Source organism: Bradyrhizobium sp. SZCCT0148, from assembly GCF_018129985.1.
Lineage (GTDB): Bacteria > Pseudomonadota > Alphaproteobacteria > Rhizobiales > Xanthobacteraceae > Bradyrhizobium > Bradyrhizobium japonicum_H.
Genome location: NZ_JAFCKT010000003.1, coordinates 597551 through 613071 on the forward strand (window position 1 = coordinate 597551; position 15521 = coordinate 613071).

Here is a 15521-nt window from a genome sequence, read left to right on the forward strand (position 1 = left end):
CCCACCCTGCGAACCCGGGACCGGAATACTAGTCGAACAGGCTCGACACCGACTCTTCTGCCGCCGTGCGCGCGATCGCGTCGGAGATCAGGCTGGCGATCGGCAGCGTGCGGATGTTCGGCGCCTTGGTCACCGCGTCGGTCGGCAAAATCGAGTCGGTGATCACGAGCTCCTTCAGCCTGGAGCCGGCGATACGGGCGGCCGCGCCGCCGGAAAGCACGCCGTGGGTGATGTAGGCATAAACGTCCTTGGCACCCTTGGCGATCAGCGCGTCGGCCGCGTTCACCAGCGTGCCGCCGGAGTCCACGATGTCGTCGATCAGAATGCAGGTGTAGCCGGCGACGTCGCCGATCACGTTCATGACCTCGGATTCGCCCGCCCTCTCGCGGCGCTTGTCGACGATCGCGAGCGGGGTGTTGATGCGCTTGGCGAGGCCGCGCGCGCGGGCCACGCCGCCGACGTCGGGCGAGATCACCATCGTCTTGGAGAGGTCGAACCTCTCCTTGATGTCGCGCACCATCAATGGCGCGGCGTAGAGGTTGTCGGTCGGGATGTCGAAGAAGCCCTGGATCTGGCCGGCGTGCAGGTCGAGCGTCATGACGCGGTCGACACCGGCCTGCGTGATCAGATTGGCGACCAGCTTGGCCGAGATCGGTGTCCGCGAGCCCGATTTGCGGTCCTGCCGGGCATAGCCGAAATAGGGCAGCACCGCCGTGATGCGGCGCGCCGAGGAGCGGCGCAGCGCGTCGGTGATGATCAGCAATTCCATCAGATGGTCGTTTGCCGGGAACGAGGTCGACTGGATGATGAAGGCGTCCGAGCCGCGGACGTTCTCCTGGATCTCGACGAAGATTTCCATGTCGGCGAAACGCCGCACCACCGCCTTGGTCAGCGGCAGGTCCAGGCCCTGCGCGATTGCCTGCGCGAGGGCCGGGTTGGAGTTGCCGGCGACGAGCTTGATGGAGCCGTTCTTGCCCGACATGGATGCTTCCTCCCGCGCTTTGCTGGATACGACGTTCAACATCTCAGATCCCACTGGAAGCACGGTTACGACGGGCGAGCAAATATCAGGCCGGGGGCTGCGATGGCAACCCGGGAGGCTACGTTTTCCCTTCGAAAATCATGAGTCGGGCCAACGGCTTGGCCGCAACTTGAGGCCGTGGTTTAGCGGGGGTTATCGTTCGGCATAGCCGAGTGCCGCGGCCGGCATCTCGGGTTCGGGCGCGATCGGAGCGACGCTCGCGACCGCTGGTCCCCGCAGGCCCGGCGCCGTGCTCGGTGCATCCGGGGTTCCGTTGATCATGTTGGAAAGTCCGCTGAATCCGGCCTGGGCGATCTTCCGCAGCACGAGGTCGTCGGCCGCGTTCCAGGGATCGCGGCCGCCCTTGACGGCGGTCGGCTCCTCGCCGGAGAGGCGCAGCGCCCGCTGCTGGTTGGCGTCGTAGACGTCCCAGACCCAGGCGATCACCGTCTTGCCGCGCACCACCTGGGCGGAGAGATAACTGCGCACGCGATAGGCGGCGGTCCCTTCGCGGGAGACGACAGACAGGCTGCGCAGCTTGGATTCGCTGTCGAGCACGCCGACCATGCGGTCGAACACCTGCGGCGGCGGCCCGTCGATCGATTCGAAGGCGACCGTCGCCCCGGAGCCGGCGCTCGGCGCCATTGCATAGGAGTTGGCAGCCCCACCGCCGCCGGCGCAGCCGCCGAGCGCGGTCGCTGCCGTCAGCAGCAAGACCGCCAGCACGCGCGAACCCGCACGGCCCATGATGAATGACGCGTCCCTCATTATGGAGGGCAGCGATATCGTTAAAATCGATTAAGGTCTAGGGCGCGGGCGACACAGGCCACAGTCATCGCATCAGGGCATCGCCCCGGAATGACACGGGGTTGCCGCTGTGTTCACGGTTCGAGCGCGATCGCGTGAACGTGACGGCCGTAGTCCGGCTCCTTGCGATGCACCGAGCGGCGATAGCTGAAGAAGCGCTCGTCGGCGTAGGTGTCGAGGCCGAGGTCGTCGATCATCGAAATACCGGCGGCCTCGAGCCGGTTGCGAATGAAGCCGGCGAGGTCGAACATCGCGTGTCCCTCGCGCACCGACGGGATGAAGAAGACTGCGTTGTCGGCATCGGCCTCGATGAAGCGCGCGACGAACTCGTTGCCGACCTCGTAGCTGTCCTGTCGGATCAGCGGGCCGATCGCGGCTATGATCCCGTTGCGGGTGGCGCCGAGTTTTTCCATCGCCGATATCGTGGATTCCAGCACGCCCGTCAGCGCGCCCTTCCAGCCGGCATGCGCGCCGCCGATCACGCGCGCATGGGGGTCGACGAACAGCACCGGCCCGCAATCGGCGGTCGAGACGCCGAGCGCGAGGCCGGGCGTGTTTGTCACCAGCGCATCGCCCTTCGGCCGCGGCCCGTTCGGCCACGGCGTCTCGGCGATCAGCACGTCGGGCGAATGGATCTGGTGCAGGCTGAGGAACCGGTCCGGGGCCACACCGACATGTTCGGCCATGCGGCGGCGGTTCTCTGCGACGAGGGTCTGATCGTCGTTGGAGCCGAGCCCGCCGTTCAGCGCGGAATAGATGCCGCTGGAGACGCCGCCTTCGCGGGTGAAGAAAGCATGGCGCAGGCCGGGTGCAGCTGCCAGCAGCGACGAGGTGAGGGTCATCAATTGCCTCCGGCCTGTTCGAGATCGCTGAGGCCGGCAATGGCGGTCAGCCGCGGCTCGGAGATTCCGAGCACCTTGAACATCGAGCCCATGCCGCTGCGGCCGGTGTCCGTCAGGCGCTTCAGCGCGACCGAAATGTCGGTGGCGACCTCCGGCGTTGCCTTTTGCATCAAGGCGGCGGCGCGGGTGTCGATGCCGATGCGCTTGAGAAAGTCGCCTTGCGTCACCGGCCCGTGCACGCGCGCGCCGACATCTTCGGCCGCGCGCGCCAGCGCCTGGAAGTCGACATGGGCGGTGACGTCGGCCTGGCCCGGCGCCTTCAAGGGATCGGTGAAGGTATGGCGTGCAATCGCCTGGAACGTGTCGCCGGCATCGCTGCGCAAATGGCCATAGTCGATGATCAGCGCGGCGCCGTCCTGGTCGCGCACGCGCGTGGCGAGCTTCATGATCTCGCCGTCGGGCCGCCATTCGAACACGGCGCCGACGGGCGCGGCGCGGACCAGAGGCGGCAGCAGCACGTCGAAGCGTGGCGTCGGCTCGGGGGCCGCACCGAATTGAAGTTTTCCGTTGCCGTCGAGCTCGATCACGCGCTCATGCCAGCCGTTCTCGTGGCGGATCATCTGGTGGATCGGCAGCACGTCGAAATATTCGTTGGCGAGGATGATGCTTGGTCCCTCAGGCACATCGTCGATGCTGTCGTGCCAGGCGATGTTGCGCGCGCCCGACAGCGTCGCACCCTGCCGCTCGCGCAGCACGGGATTGATCTCGACCATGTGGACATGAAGCGCCTGGTAGAGCGGCGGCAGCACGCGAAGCGCGCGCAACGCGTCCGCCATCATGGTGCCGCGGCCGGGGCCGAGCTCGATCAGCCGCAGGAATTGCGGCGAGCCCATCTGCTTCCACACCGAGGCGGTCCATAGTCCGAGCAATTCGCCGAACATCTGGCTGACTTCGGGCGCGGTGGTGAAGTCGCCCTCGCGTCCGAGCGGATCGCGCGAGACGTAATAGCCATGGCGCGGATGCATCAGGCACAGTTCCATGTACCGCCAGACCGGCATGGGGCCTGAGGCTTTGATCAGCGCCTTGATCTCGTTGAGTAGCGGCTGTTCGGTCACGGTGATCTTCTCGAAATGAATTAACCAATCGCCCGTGCGGGCTTCGGCGCGCCGCGCCTGACTGCCAATACAATAAGTATGAGGCCGACGATAAGCATCGGGATCGACAGCAGCATGCCCATGGTTAATCCGCCCCAGAGGAAACCGAGCTGCGCGTCCGGTTCGCGGAAGTGCTCGCCGGCGATCCGGGACAGGCCATAGATCAGGATGAAGGCGCCCAGGATCATGCCCGGCCGCCTCAGCGCGCCGAGCCGGATCATCACCGCGAGCACGGTGAACAGCAGGATGCCTTCCATGCCGGCCTCGTAGAGCTGGCTCGGATGGCGCGGCAGCTGCGTGGGATCGTGGGGGAAGATCATCGCCCAGGGCAGGCTTGCATCGGTGGCGCGGCCCCACAATTCGCCGTTGATGAAATTGGCGATGCGCCCGAGCAACAACCCGACCGGGGCGACTGCGGTGGTGATGTCACCGAGCGACAGGATCGAGATATTGTTGCGATAGGCGAACCACATCACGGCGACGACGCAACCGAGGAAGCCGCCATGGAAGGACATGCCGCCCTCCCACAATTTGAACATCGCGGCGGGATGTTCGATGAAGAAAGGCAGATTGTAGAACAGCACGTAGCCGGTGCGGCCGCCGAGAATGATGCCGAGCGTGACCCAGAGGATGAAATCGTCGATCTGCAGCAGCGACATCGGCGCGGGGCCGCCCCACAGGCGCTCTTTCTTCAGTAGCGAGCGCGCATAGAGCCAGCCGAACACGATGCCGCAGATATAGGCCAGCGCATACCAGCGGATCGCGAACGGGCCGATCTCGAGCGCGATCGGCTTGAATGCGGGGAAGTCGATGAGCAGAAAGGGCATCGCGCCTTCTATACCTGGACGAGGTTACGGCGGTAGAGCGCCAGGAGACGCTCCCAATGCCGCTCGGCCGCGTCGCGGTCGTAGACCGGGCGCTTGGGAAAGGCGAAGCCGTGATGGGTGCCGGGATAGATCTCGACCTCGGCTTTCGCGCCCTTCATGCCCTCTCTGACCTTCTCGACGATCTCCGGCGGCGCATAGACGTCGGTCTCGGCGCACGCGAAATAGAGTTCGGCTGTGGTCTTGGCCGCGGCCAAATGCGGGCTGTCGTCCTGATCCGTTGCCAGTTGCACGCCATAGACCGAGGCGGCCGCCTTGACGCGATCAGGAAAATGCGTGGCGGCGTTGACCGCGTAGCGGCCGCTCATGCAGTAGCCGACGGTGCCGACCAGCTTGGTGTTCGCGGCTGTCTGGCCTTCGGCATAGCTGAGCAGCGCTCTGGTGTCGTCCATGATCATGGGAATGGTGAGCGAGCCCATCAGCTGGAACATGCGCTTGCGTTCCGGCGCGTTCGGATCGGCCGGCAGCGCACCGAGCTCCATCACGCCGGAGCGGTAATAGAGGTTCGGCAGCATCACGTAATACCCTGAGGTCGCGAGCCGGCGCGCCATTTCGCGCAGCTCCTCGCGGATCGCGGGCGCATCCATGTAGAACAGGATGACCGGAAACGGCCCGCCGCGTTCGGGGTGGGAGATGAAGGTTGCGGTATGGCCGTCCCTGGTGGGAATTGCGATCTGCTGGTCGATCATCTCATGCACCTTGTGATTCTTCTTATGCAGGGACGTCGAATACGATTGCAAGGAAACCGGTTCATGACAAGGATACCGCCGATCGGGCCTTGAACCGTACCGCTCGGATTGCCATTGTCTTTTCGAGAGTTCGCGCAAAGTTGAGGCCGCCAGGAGACCGAGATGACCCAGACCAACAACCGGTTTTTCGACGAGATCGGCCGCCTGATGAACGATGCCGCCGGCGCCGCCCAGGGCGTCAAGCGCGAGTTCGACACGGTGATGCGCACCCAGGCCGAAAAATTCCTGCGCGACATGGATCTGGTCAAGCGTGAGGAGTTCGAGGTGGTCAAGGACATGGCCCGTCTGGCGCGCGAAGAAAACGAGGCGCTGAAGGCGCGCATCGCGGCGCTGGAGGACAAGCTCGGCGGAGCGGCTAGCTGAGGTCGTCATGCCCGGGTTTGTCCCGGGCATCCCGTTCTCACCTCCAGTCCCGCAAGAGGCGGATGGCCGGGACAAGACCGGCCATGACGGGTTCCGGGCCCCACCGGCGGCAAAAAATCCTCGCATTTCCTTGTCATGTCCGCATCTTCCGGGTAAAAGCCCGGCAGTTCGTGGCCCCCGCACCCCTGGAGGCTTGCTGCGAACGATGCCATGGGCCGCGCTGCGGCCCATTAACTTTTGCAAAAACAAGGACTTAACGACATGGCGACGACCGTCAAGGAATTGAAGGCGACCGCACGTCCGAAGAGCGGCAAGGGGGCCGCCCGGGCTGAGCGTCGCGCCGGGAAAGTGCCCGGAGTGATCTACGGCAACAAGCAACCCCCGCTCCCGATCTCCGTTGACGATCGTGAATTGCGCCAGCGCATCCTCGCCGGCCGGTTCCTGACCACGCTGGTCGACATCGACCTCGACGGCAAGAAGCACCGCGTGATTCCGCGCGACTATCACCTTGATCCGGTCAAGGACTTCCCGATCCATGTCGATTTCATGCGGCTCGGCGAAGGCGCCACCATCCGCATCAGCGTTCCCCTGCATGTCGTGAAGGCGGAAGGTTCGCCCGGCGTGAAGCGCGGCGGCGCCGTCAACATCGTCGCTCATGCGATCGAGATCGAATGCGGCGTCGAGAGCATCCCGCAGTACATCGAGGCCGATGTCGGCTCGCTCGAAATCGGTCACTCCCTGCATCTGTCGGACGTCAAGCTGCCGGCCGGCGTGAAGGCGCTGACCCGCGAGGACGCGACCCTCGTCACCATCGTGCCGCCGTCCGGCTACGCCGAAGAGCAGAAGGCCGCTGCTGCGGCGGCAGCTCCTGGCGCTGCTGCGGCTGCTCCGGCGGCTGGTGCTGCTCCGGCTGCTGGTGCTGCTGCTCCGGCGGCCGCTGCCAAGGCTCCCGCCGGCGGCGACAAGAAGAAGTAATCTCTCAAAGCTGGCGCGCGGTCTCTGATCGCGCGCCGAGCGAGGGGCGCGCCGCGTGATGCGACTGTTTGTTGGGCTCGGCAATCCCGGCGCGAAATACGCACGTAACCGGCACAATATCGGCTTCATGGCCGTCGACGAGATTGCGCGGCGTCATGGTTTCGCACCATGGCGCCGTCGCTTTCAGGGCGAAACCGCGGAAGGCACGCTCGGACCTGAGCGCGTGATCCTGCTCAAGCCCACGACCTACATGAACGATTCCGGCCGCAGCGTTCAGGAAGCCGCAAGCTTTTTCAAAATCGCCATGGGCGACGTCACTGTGTTTCACGACGAACTCGAGCTGCCGCCGGGCAAGGTGCGGGTGAAAATCGGCGGCGGTATCGCCGGCCATAACGGGTTGCGCTCGATCTCCGCCCATATCGGCAACGACTATCGCCGCGTCAGGCTCGGCATCGGTCATCCCGGCGTCAAGGAACTGGTGCACGGCCACGTGCTGTCGGACTTCGCCAAGGCCGACAACGACTGGGTGGCGACGCTCTGCGACGCTGTCGCCGAGCACGCCGCACTGGTCGCCAAGGGCACGGACGCGACCTTCGCCAACAGGGTGCATCTTGCGATGCAGGCGAAGGGATTCTTGACCAAGGACGACAACGGCAAGGAATAACACCTGTCATCGCCGGACCTGATCCGGCGATCCATCCTTCGAAGACGATGGATGCGCGGGTCAAACCCGCGCATGACGAATGCGGAAGACATTTGCGCGCGAAGCGCGGAGGCCAGGATCACCATGGGATTCAAATGCGGGATCGTCGGATTGCCCAATGTCGGCAAGTCGACCTTGTTCAATGCGCTGACCGAGACGGCCGCGGCGCAGGCTGCGAACTATCCGTTCTGCACCATCGAGCCGAATGTCGGCGAAGTCGCCGTGCCGGATCCGCGGCTCGACAAGCTCGCAGCGATCGCCAAGTCCGGCCAGATCATCCCGACCCGGCTGACCTTCGTCGACATCGCCGGCCTCGTCCGCGGCGCCTCCAAGGGGGAAGGCCTCGGCAACCAGTTCCTCGCCAACATCCGCGAGGTCGACGCCATCGCGCATGTCGTGCGCTGCTTTGAGGATTCCGACATCACCCATGTCGAGGGCAAGATCGCCCCGCTCGCCGACATTGAGACCATCGAGACCGAGCTGATGCTCGCCGACCTCGACAGCCTTGAGAAGCGCGTCGACAACCTGGCCAAGAAGGCCAAGGGCAACGACAAGGACGCCAAGGAGCAACTCGACCTCGTCAACCGCACGCTGGTGCTGCTGCGCGAGGGCAAGCCCGCGCGCCTCGTCGAGCGCAAGGCGGAGGAGGAGCGCGCCTTCGGCATGCTCGGCCTGTTGTCGTCCAAGCCTGTGCTCTATGTCTGCAATGTCGAGGAAGGCTCGGCCGCGACCGGCAATGCCTTCTCCAAGGCGGTGCAGGAGCAGGCCGCCAAGGAAGGCGCCGTTGCCGTCGTCATTTCGGCCAAGATCGAATCCGAGATCGCCACCATTTCGCGCGAGGAGCGCGCCGATTTCCTGGAGACGCTGGGTCTCGAAGAGGCCGGTCTCGACCGACTGATCCGCGCCGGCTACCAGCTTCTCGACCTCATCACCTATTTCACCGTAGGCCCGAAGGAGGCGCGCGCCTGGACCATCCATCGCGGCACCAAGGCTCCCGCCGCGGCCGGTGTGATCCACACCGACTTCGAAAAGGGCTTCATCCGCGCCGAGACGATTGCGTATGAGGATTACGTGGCACTCGGCGGCGAAGCCGGCGCCCGCGATGCCGGCAAGCTTCGCCTCGAAGGCAAGGAATATGTCGTCGCCGACGGCGACGTGATGCATTTCCGGTTCAATACGTAAAGACGCTGGCTGCGTGTCCCGGACGGAGCGCAGCGCTTCTTTAGCGGTGCGCTGCAGAGCCGGGGCCCAGCAGCATTGATTGCGGATGCGATGGGTCCTGGCTCTGTTTCGCGTTATTTCATGCCGCGCCGCGTCCGGGACAGGAGGTCCTTACCGCAGCCCGCCGCCCTGGTCGCGGATCGCGCCGAGATGCTCGTTGATGCGGAAGACGATCAGGATCAGCTCGGCGAGGATTCGCGAGAACACGATTCCGACGACGACGCTCGCGATCGACGACAGCAGCACCAAAAAACCGCCGAACGGGCTGATCGCCATCGCAGCGAGCCCTGAGAAGATGCCGGAGAGGCCGAACAGGCAGATCAGCGCGATCACCAGCCAATAGAAGGTCTTGATGATCGTCGGCGTGATGAAGCGGTCCCACTGAAACAGATCGCTGAATGAAAACATTGCTCTCCCCAGGGCATCGGGCCTTGGTAAATGGATCTTGGCCCTCGGTTGATCCGACTCAGGACCAACGCCGCCACCCCTTATGTAGCACGAGCCATGCGGGCCGGCGGGTTGAGATTGCCGCAAAGTGCGGCCACAATCTGTCATTCCCTCTCAGCTTTCCCAAGATGACCCTGACCTTCGAAGATTTCCCGCCCGGCCGGTTCGGAACATTCGGCCCGCGCCATGTCACCCGCGACGAGATCCTGGCCTTTGCCGCCGAGTTCGATCCGCAGCCGATGCATCTCGACGAGGAGGCCGCAGCCAAGAGCATGCTGCGCGGACTCTCCGGCTCGGGCTGGCACCTGTGTTCGCTGATGATGCGGATGATGGCCGACGGGTTCATCACCCGGGCCGCCTCGCTCGGCTCGCCCGGCGTCGACGAGGTGCGCTGGCTGTCGCCGCTCCGGCCCGGCGACGATCTCACGCTCGACGTCGACGTGTTGGAGGCACGCCCCTCGAAGAGCCGGCCCGAACTCGGCATCGTCAAGTTCAAATGCACCGTGCGCAACGCCAAGGGGGAGGCGCTGGGTGAGATGACCTCGCCAATCCTAATCAAGCGGCGCGAGGGGGCTGTCTGATGCGGTTCTTCGAAGACATCGAGATCGGCCACCGCCGCGAGATCGGCACCTACGATTTCAGCGCTGAATCCATCAAGACATTCGCCGCGAAATTCGATCCGCAGCGTTTCCATCTCGACGAGGAGGAGGGCAAGAACTCGTTGTTCGGCGGGCTTGCCGCTTCGGGCTGGCATGTCGGCTCGGCCTGCATGAGCCTGCTTGTCGCCGATGGCCAGCGCCTGGCGCGCGAGGCCGCAGCGCGCGGCGAGGAGGTCGCGGTCTGGGGGCCGTCGCCGGGCTTTCGCGACCTGCGTTGGATCCGGCCGGTGCTCGCCGGCGACACCGTCGCTTACGTCAATGTCGTCATCGACAAGCGCACCTCCGCCTCGCGCCCCGGCTGGGGCATCCTGACTGCCCGCACCACCGGCACCAACCAGCGCGGCGAGGATGTCTATTCCATCACCGCCAGCGCCTTCGTGCCGAGGCGTGCGAAAAGCGGTTAGATCTGTTCCAGGATGAACGCGGCGAATGATGCGCGAGTGTTGCACGCGCGCTATGGACGCGATTCCGACCGGCTGCCATAAGCCTGCGCAAGATGGTTACCGCGAAGCAGTTGGCGGAACCATCGAGTTGCTAACTAATTATGAACCTGTCGCTGTCTAATTGAAACGAATTGGGCAGAGTACAGGGGACGAGGACCATGGCAGATCGCGGCGCACTCAAGCTTGTCGGATTTCTCTTTGCTACCGCGACACTGGCAGTGATGCTGGTCGCCGGCATGGTGGTGAAGGGCTATGCTGATGGCGCCTACACCCTGGAAGCCTCGGCTGTCGACGTGAGCCGGTAAGCATTCGTTAATCTTTCGCGGCCGGTAATCCGGCCGTACCTCAGCGGCTATAGACGAACGCCAGGACGGCGATCGCAACCGTCAACAACCCGACAAAGCGCAGCATGATCGTGCCGAATTGATTCGGCGCGGGCCGCAAGGGTATGGGGTCCGTGGTGTCGGGCCGAATGCTTTCCATGTGAAATGTCCCCAGGCCCGGCCGCAGCGGCACGGGCGCTCGGCATTGGTCGTCGGAGAGCGGCGGACGGTTCAAAGTGAACCATGCGGGCCACGTTGACGGTGTGAATGCGTGTCCATCGCCGCGATGCCCGACTCTTCGTCGCTTCACTCTCCGCTGTCATGCCGCGGCCTGACCGGCGCATCCAGTCAGCCGCGGCGTCTCGGTCCCTGCCTCACTGTCTCGGAGTACTGGATCACCCGCTTGCGCGGATGATGACACCACCCTTGGAGAGACAGTCCCCTTATCACATCTCTTTAAATCAAAACCGCCGCGCCCCTTTCGGAACGCGGCGGCTGATGATGAGTGGTGCTTGCGATCAGCTGTTGCGCAGGCCGTCGGCGGCGCGCTTCCACTGCGCGACGTTGTCGGCGATCATGCGGGTCGACTTCATCGCGGCCTGGCTGAGCTGGGCGTAGCCGGAGATCTCGCGCTGGACGCGCTGGCCTTCGGCATGCAGCAGGTCGCGCAGGCTCTCGAGTTCGGAGATCAAATTCTCGATTTCGGCGAGCGAAGTGCCGGCGACGCGCTGGATCAGCGAGTTGACGTTGGTGACGGTGGCTTCCGCGCTCGGGTCGAGCGGCGGCGCGTCGGTGGTCGTTGCCGCCGGACGGCGCAGATAGGCGATATCGTTGCGGACGAAGTCGCGGATGCCGGCTTCGACTTCGGTGACTGCAGCGAGGTTGGTGTCGACCGTCTCGGTTTCGGCGGCTTCGGTCTTTTCCGGACGCATGGCGTTCATCGTTATTCCCCTGTTCGCGTTGAGCGCAGCGCGAGTGTCCCCCGCACGACGAATTCTGTGAGGCACGCTCATCTGCTCTTCCGATTTTGGCCGCAAATGGGCCGAGATGCGGCAAGGGCGGACCATTCGGGGGTTTTGCCGTGGCGTATGGTTACGAGAATCTGAACGCCTCGATACAGCCGGTGCGCGACTCGCTCGCGCTCCGCTTCTGGGGAGAGGCGCAGGCGTCACCAACTCTTCTTGAAGCCCGCCGTCACGCTCTTGTTGATCGCGCCTTGCGAGGTCTCGCCGACCGAGCCGGAGACGGTGACGTTGTCGAACAGCTTCTGCTCGGCGCCGACCTTGCGCAGCCATTTGTCGTCGGTGGTCGACAGCGTTTGGCCGGCGGTGACGCTGGTGCCGGTGTCGGTGAGGGTGACCTTGGCGGACTGGTCGGTCTCGTAATTGCGGGTGACGTGGCCGCCGAGGCCGGGGACCGCACTCGTGCCCTGCTGGTTGACGCTGTAGCCGTTCTGCAGCGTCAGCGAGGTGTCGCCGGACAGCGGCACCGATTTGATCAGCGACGCTCCGAGCCTGCTCTGTTCCGAGCCGGGATCGACTCGGGCTTCCACCGCGGTCTTGTCCCAGATCACGCCCGCGCCGGGCCCGGTTGCCGTCGCCCAGGCGCTGCCGGAGGATTGCGGCAGGTTGCCGCCATTGCTGGCCTTTTGCGCCAGCAGCTCGGACATCGTCCGCGGCTCGCTCGCCACCGTCATGTCAGCGCCGATCCGCGTATCCCAGAACGAGAAAACGGATTGCCTCACCGTGACCGCCGAGGAGCCGTTGGCATTGGCGTTCGACGACCAGTCGAGGCCATCCTTGGCGGCGGCCTGCGCGCGCTTCTTGGCGGCCATGGGGTCGATGCCGGTGCCGGCGTCGACCGCTAGCTGGCTCCAGTCGAGCTTGTCGACGTCGATGCCCTTCATCACGTCGGGGTCGTTGACGTCGGGCGCCTCCGCCGTCTCGCTCTCGTCGTCGTCGGCCACGGCCGCGGGTGGAGAGAAGGGCGGAATGATCTGCGCAGAAGCCGTCAGCACCGAGCCCAAGATGAACGCGGCCGCCACCGGCAGCCTGGTCCAGCCAAAACCTGTCGAGAATTCCATCGTCCTGCCCGCGAACCCCAACGCATGTTGGCCGCCAATATAAGGCGGTCCCTGGTGATGACCATGCGCCATTCGGTCTGCTTGCATCAATGCGGATTTATCGTTGCGAAATTGTGGCATGCGGACGCGAACCAACGGGCCGCGCGAGAGGTGCGCGCCCGACGACAGCTCTCGATGCGACGGCATCCGGCGGGGCTGGAGGCCAGGACGTCGCGTCAGGCATCGTCATCGGTCCCGAAAAACGGGGCCCGTTGGTGTCCCCCTCAACCGACGCTGGTCATCTTCGGCAGATGAATGGCGCGGCCGAGTGCCTGCTCGACCAGGTCGAAGGTGTCGATCAGGACGCGCATGCTGGTGAGCTTTCCCGCCTTGAACTGGGCGAACTGCGCGACCCGCAAGCTGATCGGCTTGCTGGAATCCAGTGCCGTCAGCGAGTAGCGCAGCATCGAGGCGGCGGAATCGACACCGAGCATGATGCTCTCGCGGTCGAAGCGGCGGACCTGGAAATTGTCGCCGAGCTGGCGGATGACCTCGAGCACGGCGTCCTTGCCCTGGCGCGCGCCAAGGAACGGAAACATGTCGATCGGGCCGTAGAGCGCCCATTCGACGTCCTCGTCGATCAGGGCCTCGATGTCCTCGAAATGCCGGTCGTTGATCGCGCGGTGCAACGCGCGCGAGAAACGCCAGAGGCTGTGCTCTGTCATTTTGGGCAGTCCTGACGCTGGCTTGCGATAAAAACGGAAAACGACCCCAGGCGCAGTCCGGCGGTGGGGCTCAACTCATTTGTATGCAAACAAATAGGTGGTTTCGGCCAAAACGCAATTCACATTTTTGCAATGCACAATTGATGGCAATATGTGAGATTTGCAACAGGACCCCGTATTTCCAGGTGTGGGTCGCCTTGCGCCCGGGTTCCAGGGCGGGGGAAGGCTTAATCCGGCTGCCGCCCCTCGATCAAAGGCCCGATCTCGCGCTCCAGCACCTGCTGCACCAGATCGTAGGAATCGATGATCTCGCGGATCTCCGCCACCAGTCCGCCGCGGAAAGTGTAGAACACGGCCATGTCGAACTGCACTATGCGGTCGTTGCTTCGTTTCTTGAAGTAGGTGTGCATGTAGGTCGCGACCTGGTCGGCCTCGGCAACGATGTGCCGCGCCTTGTAGCGGACCTCGGAATAGCGCGACCAGATCGTCTGCCAGAGCTCGCGCAGCTGTTGCTTGCCGTGGCGCGGCACCATGTGCGGCAGCACGTCGATCGGCGCATGGGTGAGGAAGTCGACGTCCTCGGTACAGCACGCCAGCGCCGCCTCGAGATCGCCCCGCGCAAAGGCGTCGAGCAGATGCAGCACGCGCTGCTTGTTCAGCATTTCGACCGTCATGCCGCTCCCGCCCTCGTTGAACGTGGAATGTAAACGCTACCTTGGGCGTCGCGGGTCCATCAATCCGCAAAAACACAGGTGGCTTGCCGAGTTTGACGCGGCGGCGCCATGCCGCGTTCATGGGGTGCAATTTGCGGGTTGCGCAACCCTGTACCATGCACAACCGCGGGCCTATCGGCGGGCGCGCCTCGTCCGGATGGGGAACCCGGACCCTCCCCCGCTCGTTGAGCGTCCAACCGCCGCATTCGGAGACATCGACCCATGAAATCGCCGCTTCTCGCCGTCACCGCCGCGCTGCTCATGCTCGGCGCAAATTCCGCCGCCAACGCCAAGGGCTGCATCAAGGGCGCCATCGTCGGCGGCGTCGCCGGCCATTATGCCGGCCATCACGGCGTGCTGGGCGCCGCCGCCGGCTGCCTCTACGGCCGCCACCACGCCAAGGAACAGGACAAGCAGCGCCAGCAGCAAAGCCAGGTGAACGGGCAGGGGAAGCTGTAATTCTCTGTCTTTCCGGGGCGCGCCATCTGGCGCGACCCCCGGGATCCATTTCGCTCCCGTTCCGGAGCCCAAAAGGCGCGTGACCCATCTCACATCACGCCCGGCCCTCCGCGCGTATCGTCATCCCCATGTCATCAGCGAGACGTGCCATGGCCGCCATTGCCACCGCCAGAAAGTCCCGCCTGCACAACGCGCTCGAAGGCCTCGCGCTGACCGCGACACTGCAGAGCTTCCCGACCTTCGCCGCCGCCGCGTTCCTGCTCAAGCTCGCTGGCAACCACGACCTGTCCGGCGACCCCGGCGTGGCCATCTTCGTCGCCATCGCCTCGCTCGCCCACGCGATGCTGGCCGTGACCTTCGGCCCGAGCTTCCCGGGCTTCTTCAAGACCGTCTACGAGCCGAAATTCTTCGAGGCCCACCTGTCGCTGTCCGACAAGATCACCGCGTGGCGCACGCAGCCGGTCGCCTCTCTCCAACTCGTGACCATCGTGCTGCTGCTGTCGGTGATGGCCGTGGTGACGGCGAGCGTGGGGTGAGGGCATCATGACCTCGATCACCGCGCCGAAATTTGGCCCGCTCAACTGGCTCGAAGGCTTTGCGCTGACCGCGACTCTGCAGGGCTTCCCGATCTTCGCGGCAGCATCGCTGATAGCGAAGCTGCTTGGCGATGATCGCGGCGGCCATCGCGCGCTCACCGTTGTCATGGCGACGCTGCTCTACAGCGGCCTCGTCATCTGGCTTGGAACAAGATTCCCGAAATTGAAGAACGGCTACGAGAAGAATTTCTTCGACGCGAGCCTGTCCTTCTCCGAGAAGATCGCCCGCTGGCGCGTCAGGCCCGCAACGTCGGTGCAGCTCGTGGCCTCGGTGCTTCTGCTGTCGCTGCTGGCAGTGAGTGTGGGGTGAGGGCGACCTCTCGTTCCGGAGCGCCGCAACGCGGAGAGCTATGATGCGCAATTGCGCATCTGAGA

The 15521-nt window shown here is 64.6% G+C and carries 22 protein-coding genes; 10 read left to right on the plus strand and 12 right to left on the minus strand.

What is annotated here, in order from left to right:
• Positions 1-28 precede the first annotated feature (28 nt).
• The 6 genes from JQ580_RS14645 to JQ580_RS14670 form a co-directional block, all read right to left on the minus strand.
• On the minus strand, positions 29-982 hold the full coding sequence (locus JQ580_RS14645; RefSeq protein ID WP_212280753.1) for a ribose-phosphate pyrophosphokinase: 954 nt from the start codon (positions 980-982) through the stop codon (positions 29-31).
• Positions 983-1174: 192 nt separating this feature from the next.
• Positions 1175-1789 (minus strand): hypothetical protein, encoded by a 615-nt coding sequence (locus tag JQ580_RS14650; RefSeq protein WP_212280754.1) that lies wholly within the window; start codon positions 1787-1789, stop codon positions 1175-1177.
• Between the two features lie 113 nt (positions 1790-1902).
• Positions 1903-2670 (minus strand): peptidoglycan editing factor PgeF, encoded by a 768-nt coding sequence (gene pgeF / locus JQ580_RS14655; RefSeq protein ID WP_212280755.1) that lies wholly within the window; start codon positions 2668-2670, stop codon positions 1903-1905.
• Positions 2670-3785, minus strand: coding sequence for a class I SAM-dependent methyltransferase (locus tag JQ580_RS14660; RefSeq protein ID WP_212280756.1), 1116 nt, complete (start codon positions 3783-3785; stop codon positions 2670-2672). The genes pgeF and JQ580_RS14660 overlap by 1 nt, the downstream gene beginning before the upstream one ends.
• Positions 3786-3805: 20 nt before the next feature.
• The gene (gene lgt / locus JQ580_RS14665) at positions 3806-4651 is read right to left on the minus strand and encodes a prolipoprotein diacylglyceryl transferase (RefSeq protein ID WP_212280757.1); all 846 of its coding nucleotides are present in this window, start codon (positions 4649-4651) and stop codon (positions 3806-3808) included.
• A gap of 8 nt (positions 4652-4659) precedes the next feature.
• Entirely contained in the window at positions 4660-5397 is a 738-nt protein-coding gene (locus tag JQ580_RS14670) for a dienelactone hydrolase family protein (RefSeq protein WP_212280758.1), read from the minus strand.
• Between the two features lie 162 nt (positions 5398-5559).
• Between JQ580_RS14670 and JQ580_RS14675 the strand changes: the two genes are divergently transcribed.
• The 4 genes from JQ580_RS14675 to ychF all read left to right on the plus strand — a co-directional run bounded on the left by JQ580_RS14675 (position 5560) and on the right by ychF (position 8680).
• A complete protein-coding gene (locus tag JQ580_RS14675; RefSeq protein ID WP_212280759.1) occupies positions 5560-5820 on the plus strand; it encodes an accessory factor UbiK family protein in 261 nt (86 codons plus the stop codon).
• Positions 5821-6081: 261 nt separating this feature from the next.
• A complete protein-coding gene (locus tag JQ580_RS14680) occupies positions 6082-6795 on the plus strand; it encodes a 50S ribosomal protein L25/general stress protein Ctc (protein WP_212280760.1) in 714 nt (237 codons plus the stop codon).
• Positions 6796-6853: 58 nt separating this feature from the next.
• A complete protein-coding gene (gene pth / locus JQ580_RS14685) occupies positions 6854-7459 on the plus strand; it encodes an aminoacyl-tRNA hydrolase (protein ID WP_212280761.1) in 606 nt (201 codons plus the stop codon).
• 123 nt (positions 7460-7582) lie between these two features.
• The gene (ychF, locus tag JQ580_RS14690) at positions 7583-8680 is read left to right on the plus strand and encodes a redox-regulated ATPase YchF (protein ID WP_212280762.1); all 1098 of its coding nucleotides are present in this window, start codon (positions 7583-7585) and stop codon (positions 8678-8680) included.
• A gap of 150 nt (positions 8681-8830) precedes the next feature.
• On the opposite strand, the gene JQ580_RS14695 is transcribed toward ychF, so the two are convergent.
• Positions 8831-9127 (minus strand): DUF4282 domain-containing protein, encoded by a 297-nt coding sequence (locus JQ580_RS14695; RefSeq protein ID WP_094895030.1) that lies wholly within the window; start codon positions 9125-9127, stop codon positions 8831-8833.
• 167 nt (positions 9128-9294) lie between these two features.
• On the opposite strand from JQ580_RS14695, the gene JQ580_RS14700 reads away from it, so the two are divergent.
• The 3 genes from JQ580_RS14700 to JQ580_RS14710 all read left to right on the plus strand — a co-directional run bounded on the left by JQ580_RS14700 (position 9295) and on the right by JQ580_RS14710 (position 10573).
• Entirely contained in the window at positions 9295-9747 is a 453-nt protein-coding gene (locus tag JQ580_RS14700; RefSeq protein ID WP_212280763.1) for a MaoC family dehydratase, read from the plus strand.
• On the plus strand, positions 9747-10229 hold the full coding sequence (locus JQ580_RS14705) for a MaoC family dehydratase (RefSeq protein WP_212280764.1): 483 nt from the start codon (positions 9747-9749) through the stop codon (positions 10227-10229). Before JQ580_RS14700 ends, JQ580_RS14705 begins: the two co-directional genes overlap by 1 nt.
• 197 nt (positions 10230-10426) lie before the next feature.
• A complete protein-coding gene (locus JQ580_RS14710; protein WP_212280765.1) occupies positions 10427-10573 on the plus strand; it encodes a hypothetical protein in 147 nt (48 codons plus the stop codon).
• A 40-nt stretch (positions 10574-10613) separates the two neighbouring features.
• On the opposite strand, the gene JQ580_RS14715 is transcribed toward JQ580_RS14710, so the two are convergent.
• The 5 genes from JQ580_RS14715 to JQ580_RS14735 all read right to left on the minus strand — a co-directional run bounded on the left by JQ580_RS14715 (position 10614) and on the right by JQ580_RS14735 (position 14052).
• A complete protein-coding gene (locus JQ580_RS14715) occupies positions 10614-10751 on the minus strand; it encodes a hypothetical protein (RefSeq protein WP_212280766.1) in 138 nt (45 codons plus the stop codon).
• A 358-nt stretch (positions 10752-11109) separates the two neighbouring features.
• Positions 11110-11532, minus strand: a complete 423-nt coding sequence (locus JQ580_RS14720; protein ID WP_028140177.1) for a hypothetical protein — start codon at positions 11530-11532, stop codon at positions 11110-11112.
• Positions 11533-11759: 227 nt separating this feature from the next.
• Entirely contained in the window at positions 11760-12674 is a 915-nt protein-coding gene (locus JQ580_RS14725) for a hypothetical protein (RefSeq protein ID WP_212280767.1), read from the minus strand.
• Positions 12675-12937: 263 nt separating this feature from the next.
• Positions 12938-13378, minus strand: coding sequence for a nuclear transport factor 2 family protein (locus JQ580_RS14730; RefSeq protein WP_212280768.1), 441 nt, complete (start codon positions 13376-13378; stop codon positions 12938-12940).
• 227 nt (positions 13379-13605) lie between these two features.
• Positions 13606-14052, minus strand: a complete 447-nt coding sequence (locus JQ580_RS14735) for a nuclear transport factor 2 family protein (protein WP_212280769.1) — start codon at positions 14050-14052, stop codon at positions 13606-13608.
• A 261-nt stretch (positions 14053-14313) separates the two neighbouring features.
• On the opposite strand from JQ580_RS14735, the gene JQ580_RS14740 reads away from it, so the two are divergent.
• The 3 genes from JQ580_RS14740 (at position 14314) to JQ580_RS14750 (ending at position 15456) form a co-directional block, all read left to right on the plus strand.
• Positions 14314-14550, plus strand: a complete 237-nt coding sequence (locus JQ580_RS14740; protein WP_212280770.1) for a hypothetical protein — start codon at positions 14314-14316, stop codon at positions 14548-14550.
• 149 nt (positions 14551-14699) lie between these two features.
• Positions 14700-15086, plus strand: coding sequence for a hypothetical protein (locus JQ580_RS14745; RefSeq protein WP_212280771.1), 387 nt, complete (start codon positions 14700-14702; stop codon positions 15084-15086).
• A gap of 7 nt (positions 15087-15093) precedes the next feature.
• Positions 15094-15456: a hypothetical protein gene (locus JQ580_RS14750; protein WP_212280772.1), complete on the plus strand. Its 363-nt coding sequence runs from the start codon at positions 15094-15096 to the stop codon at positions 15454-15456.
• The last annotated feature ends 65 nt before the right edge of the window (positions 15457-15521 follow it).

What these genes read in the sequence shown, in the direction of transcription:
- JQ580_RS14645 (WP_212280753.1), bottom strand. Translation starts at nt 982, where the DNA reads ATGTCGGGCAAGAACGGCTCCATCAAGCTCGTCGCCGGCAACTCCAAC.
- JQ580_RS14650 (WP_212280754.1), bottom strand. Translation starts at nt 1,789, where the DNA reads ATGAGGGACGCGTCATTCATCATGGGCCGTGCGGGTTCGCGCGTGCTG.
- pgeF (WP_212280755.1), bottom strand. Translation starts at nt 2,670, where the DNA reads ATGACCCTCACCTCGTCGCTGCTGGCAGCTGCACCCGGCCTGCGCCAT.
- lgt (WP_212280757.1), bottom strand. Translation starts at nt 4,651, where the DNA reads ATGCCCTTTCTGCTCATCGACTTCCCCGCATTCAAGCCGATCGCGCTC.
- JQ580_RS14670 (WP_212280758.1), bottom strand. Translation starts at nt 5,397, where the DNA reads ATGATCGACCAGCAGATCGCAATTCCCACCAGGGACGGCCATACCGCA.
- JQ580_RS14675 (WP_212280759.1), top strand. Translation starts at nt 5,560, where the DNA reads ATGACCCAGACCAACAACCGGTTTTTCGACGAGATCGGCCGCCTGATG.
- JQ580_RS14680 (WP_212280760.1), top strand. Translation starts at nt 6,082, where the DNA reads ATGGCGACGACCGTCAAGGAATTGAAGGCGACCGCACGTCCGAAGAGC.
- pth (WP_212280761.1), top strand. Translation starts at nt 6,854, where the DNA reads ATGCGACTGTTTGTTGGGCTCGGCAATCCCGGCGCGAAATACGCACGT.
- ychF (WP_212280762.1), top strand. Translation starts at nt 7,583, where the DNA reads ATGGGATTCAAATGCGGGATCGTCGGATTGCCCAATGTCGGCAAGTCG.
- JQ580_RS14695 (WP_094895030.1), bottom strand. Translation starts at nt 9,127, where the DNA reads ATGTTTTCATTCAGCGATCTGTTTCAGTGGGACCGCTTCATCACGCCG.
- JQ580_RS14700 (WP_212280763.1), top strand. Translation starts at nt 9,295, where the DNA reads ATGACCCTGACCTTCGAAGATTTCCCGCCCGGCCGGTTCGGAACATTC.
- JQ580_RS14705 (WP_212280764.1), top strand. Translation starts at nt 9,747, where the DNA reads ATGCGGTTCTTCGAAGACATCGAGATCGGCCACCGCCGCGAGATCGGC.
- JQ580_RS14710 (WP_212280765.1), top strand. Translation starts at nt 10,427, where the DNA reads ATGGCAGATCGCGGCGCACTCAAGCTTGTCGGATTTCTCTTTGCTACC.
- JQ580_RS14715 (WP_212280766.1), bottom strand. Translation starts at nt 10,751, where the DNA reads ATGGAAAGCATTCGGCCCGACACCACGGACCCCATACCCTTGCGGCCC.
- JQ580_RS14720 (WP_028140177.1), bottom strand. Translation starts at nt 11,532, where the DNA reads ATGAACGCCATGCGTCCGGAAAAGACCGAAGCCGCCGAAACCGAGACG.
- JQ580_RS14725 (WP_212280767.1), bottom strand. Translation starts at nt 12,674, where the DNA reads ATGGAATTCTCGACAGGTTTTGGCTGGACCAGGCTGCCGGTGGCGGCC.
- JQ580_RS14730 (WP_212280768.1), bottom strand. Translation starts at nt 13,378, where the DNA reads ATGACAGAGCACAGCCTCTGGCGTTTCTCGCGCGCGTTGCACCGCGCG.
- JQ580_RS14735 (WP_212280769.1), bottom strand. Translation starts at nt 14,052, where the DNA reads ATGACGGTCGAAATGCTGAACAAGCAGCGCGTGCTGCATCTGCTCGAC.
- JQ580_RS14740 (WP_212280770.1), top strand. Translation starts at nt 14,314, where the DNA reads ATGAAATCGCCGCTTCTCGCCGTCACCGCCGCGCTGCTCATGCTCGGC.
- JQ580_RS14745 (WP_212280771.1), top strand. Translation starts at nt 14,700, where the DNA reads ATGGCCGCCATTGCCACCGCCAGAAAGTCCCGCCTGCACAACGCGCTC.
- JQ580_RS14750 (WP_212280772.1), top strand. Translation starts at nt 15,094, where the DNA reads ATGACCTCGATCACCGCGCCGAAATTTGGCCCGCTCAACTGGCTCGAA.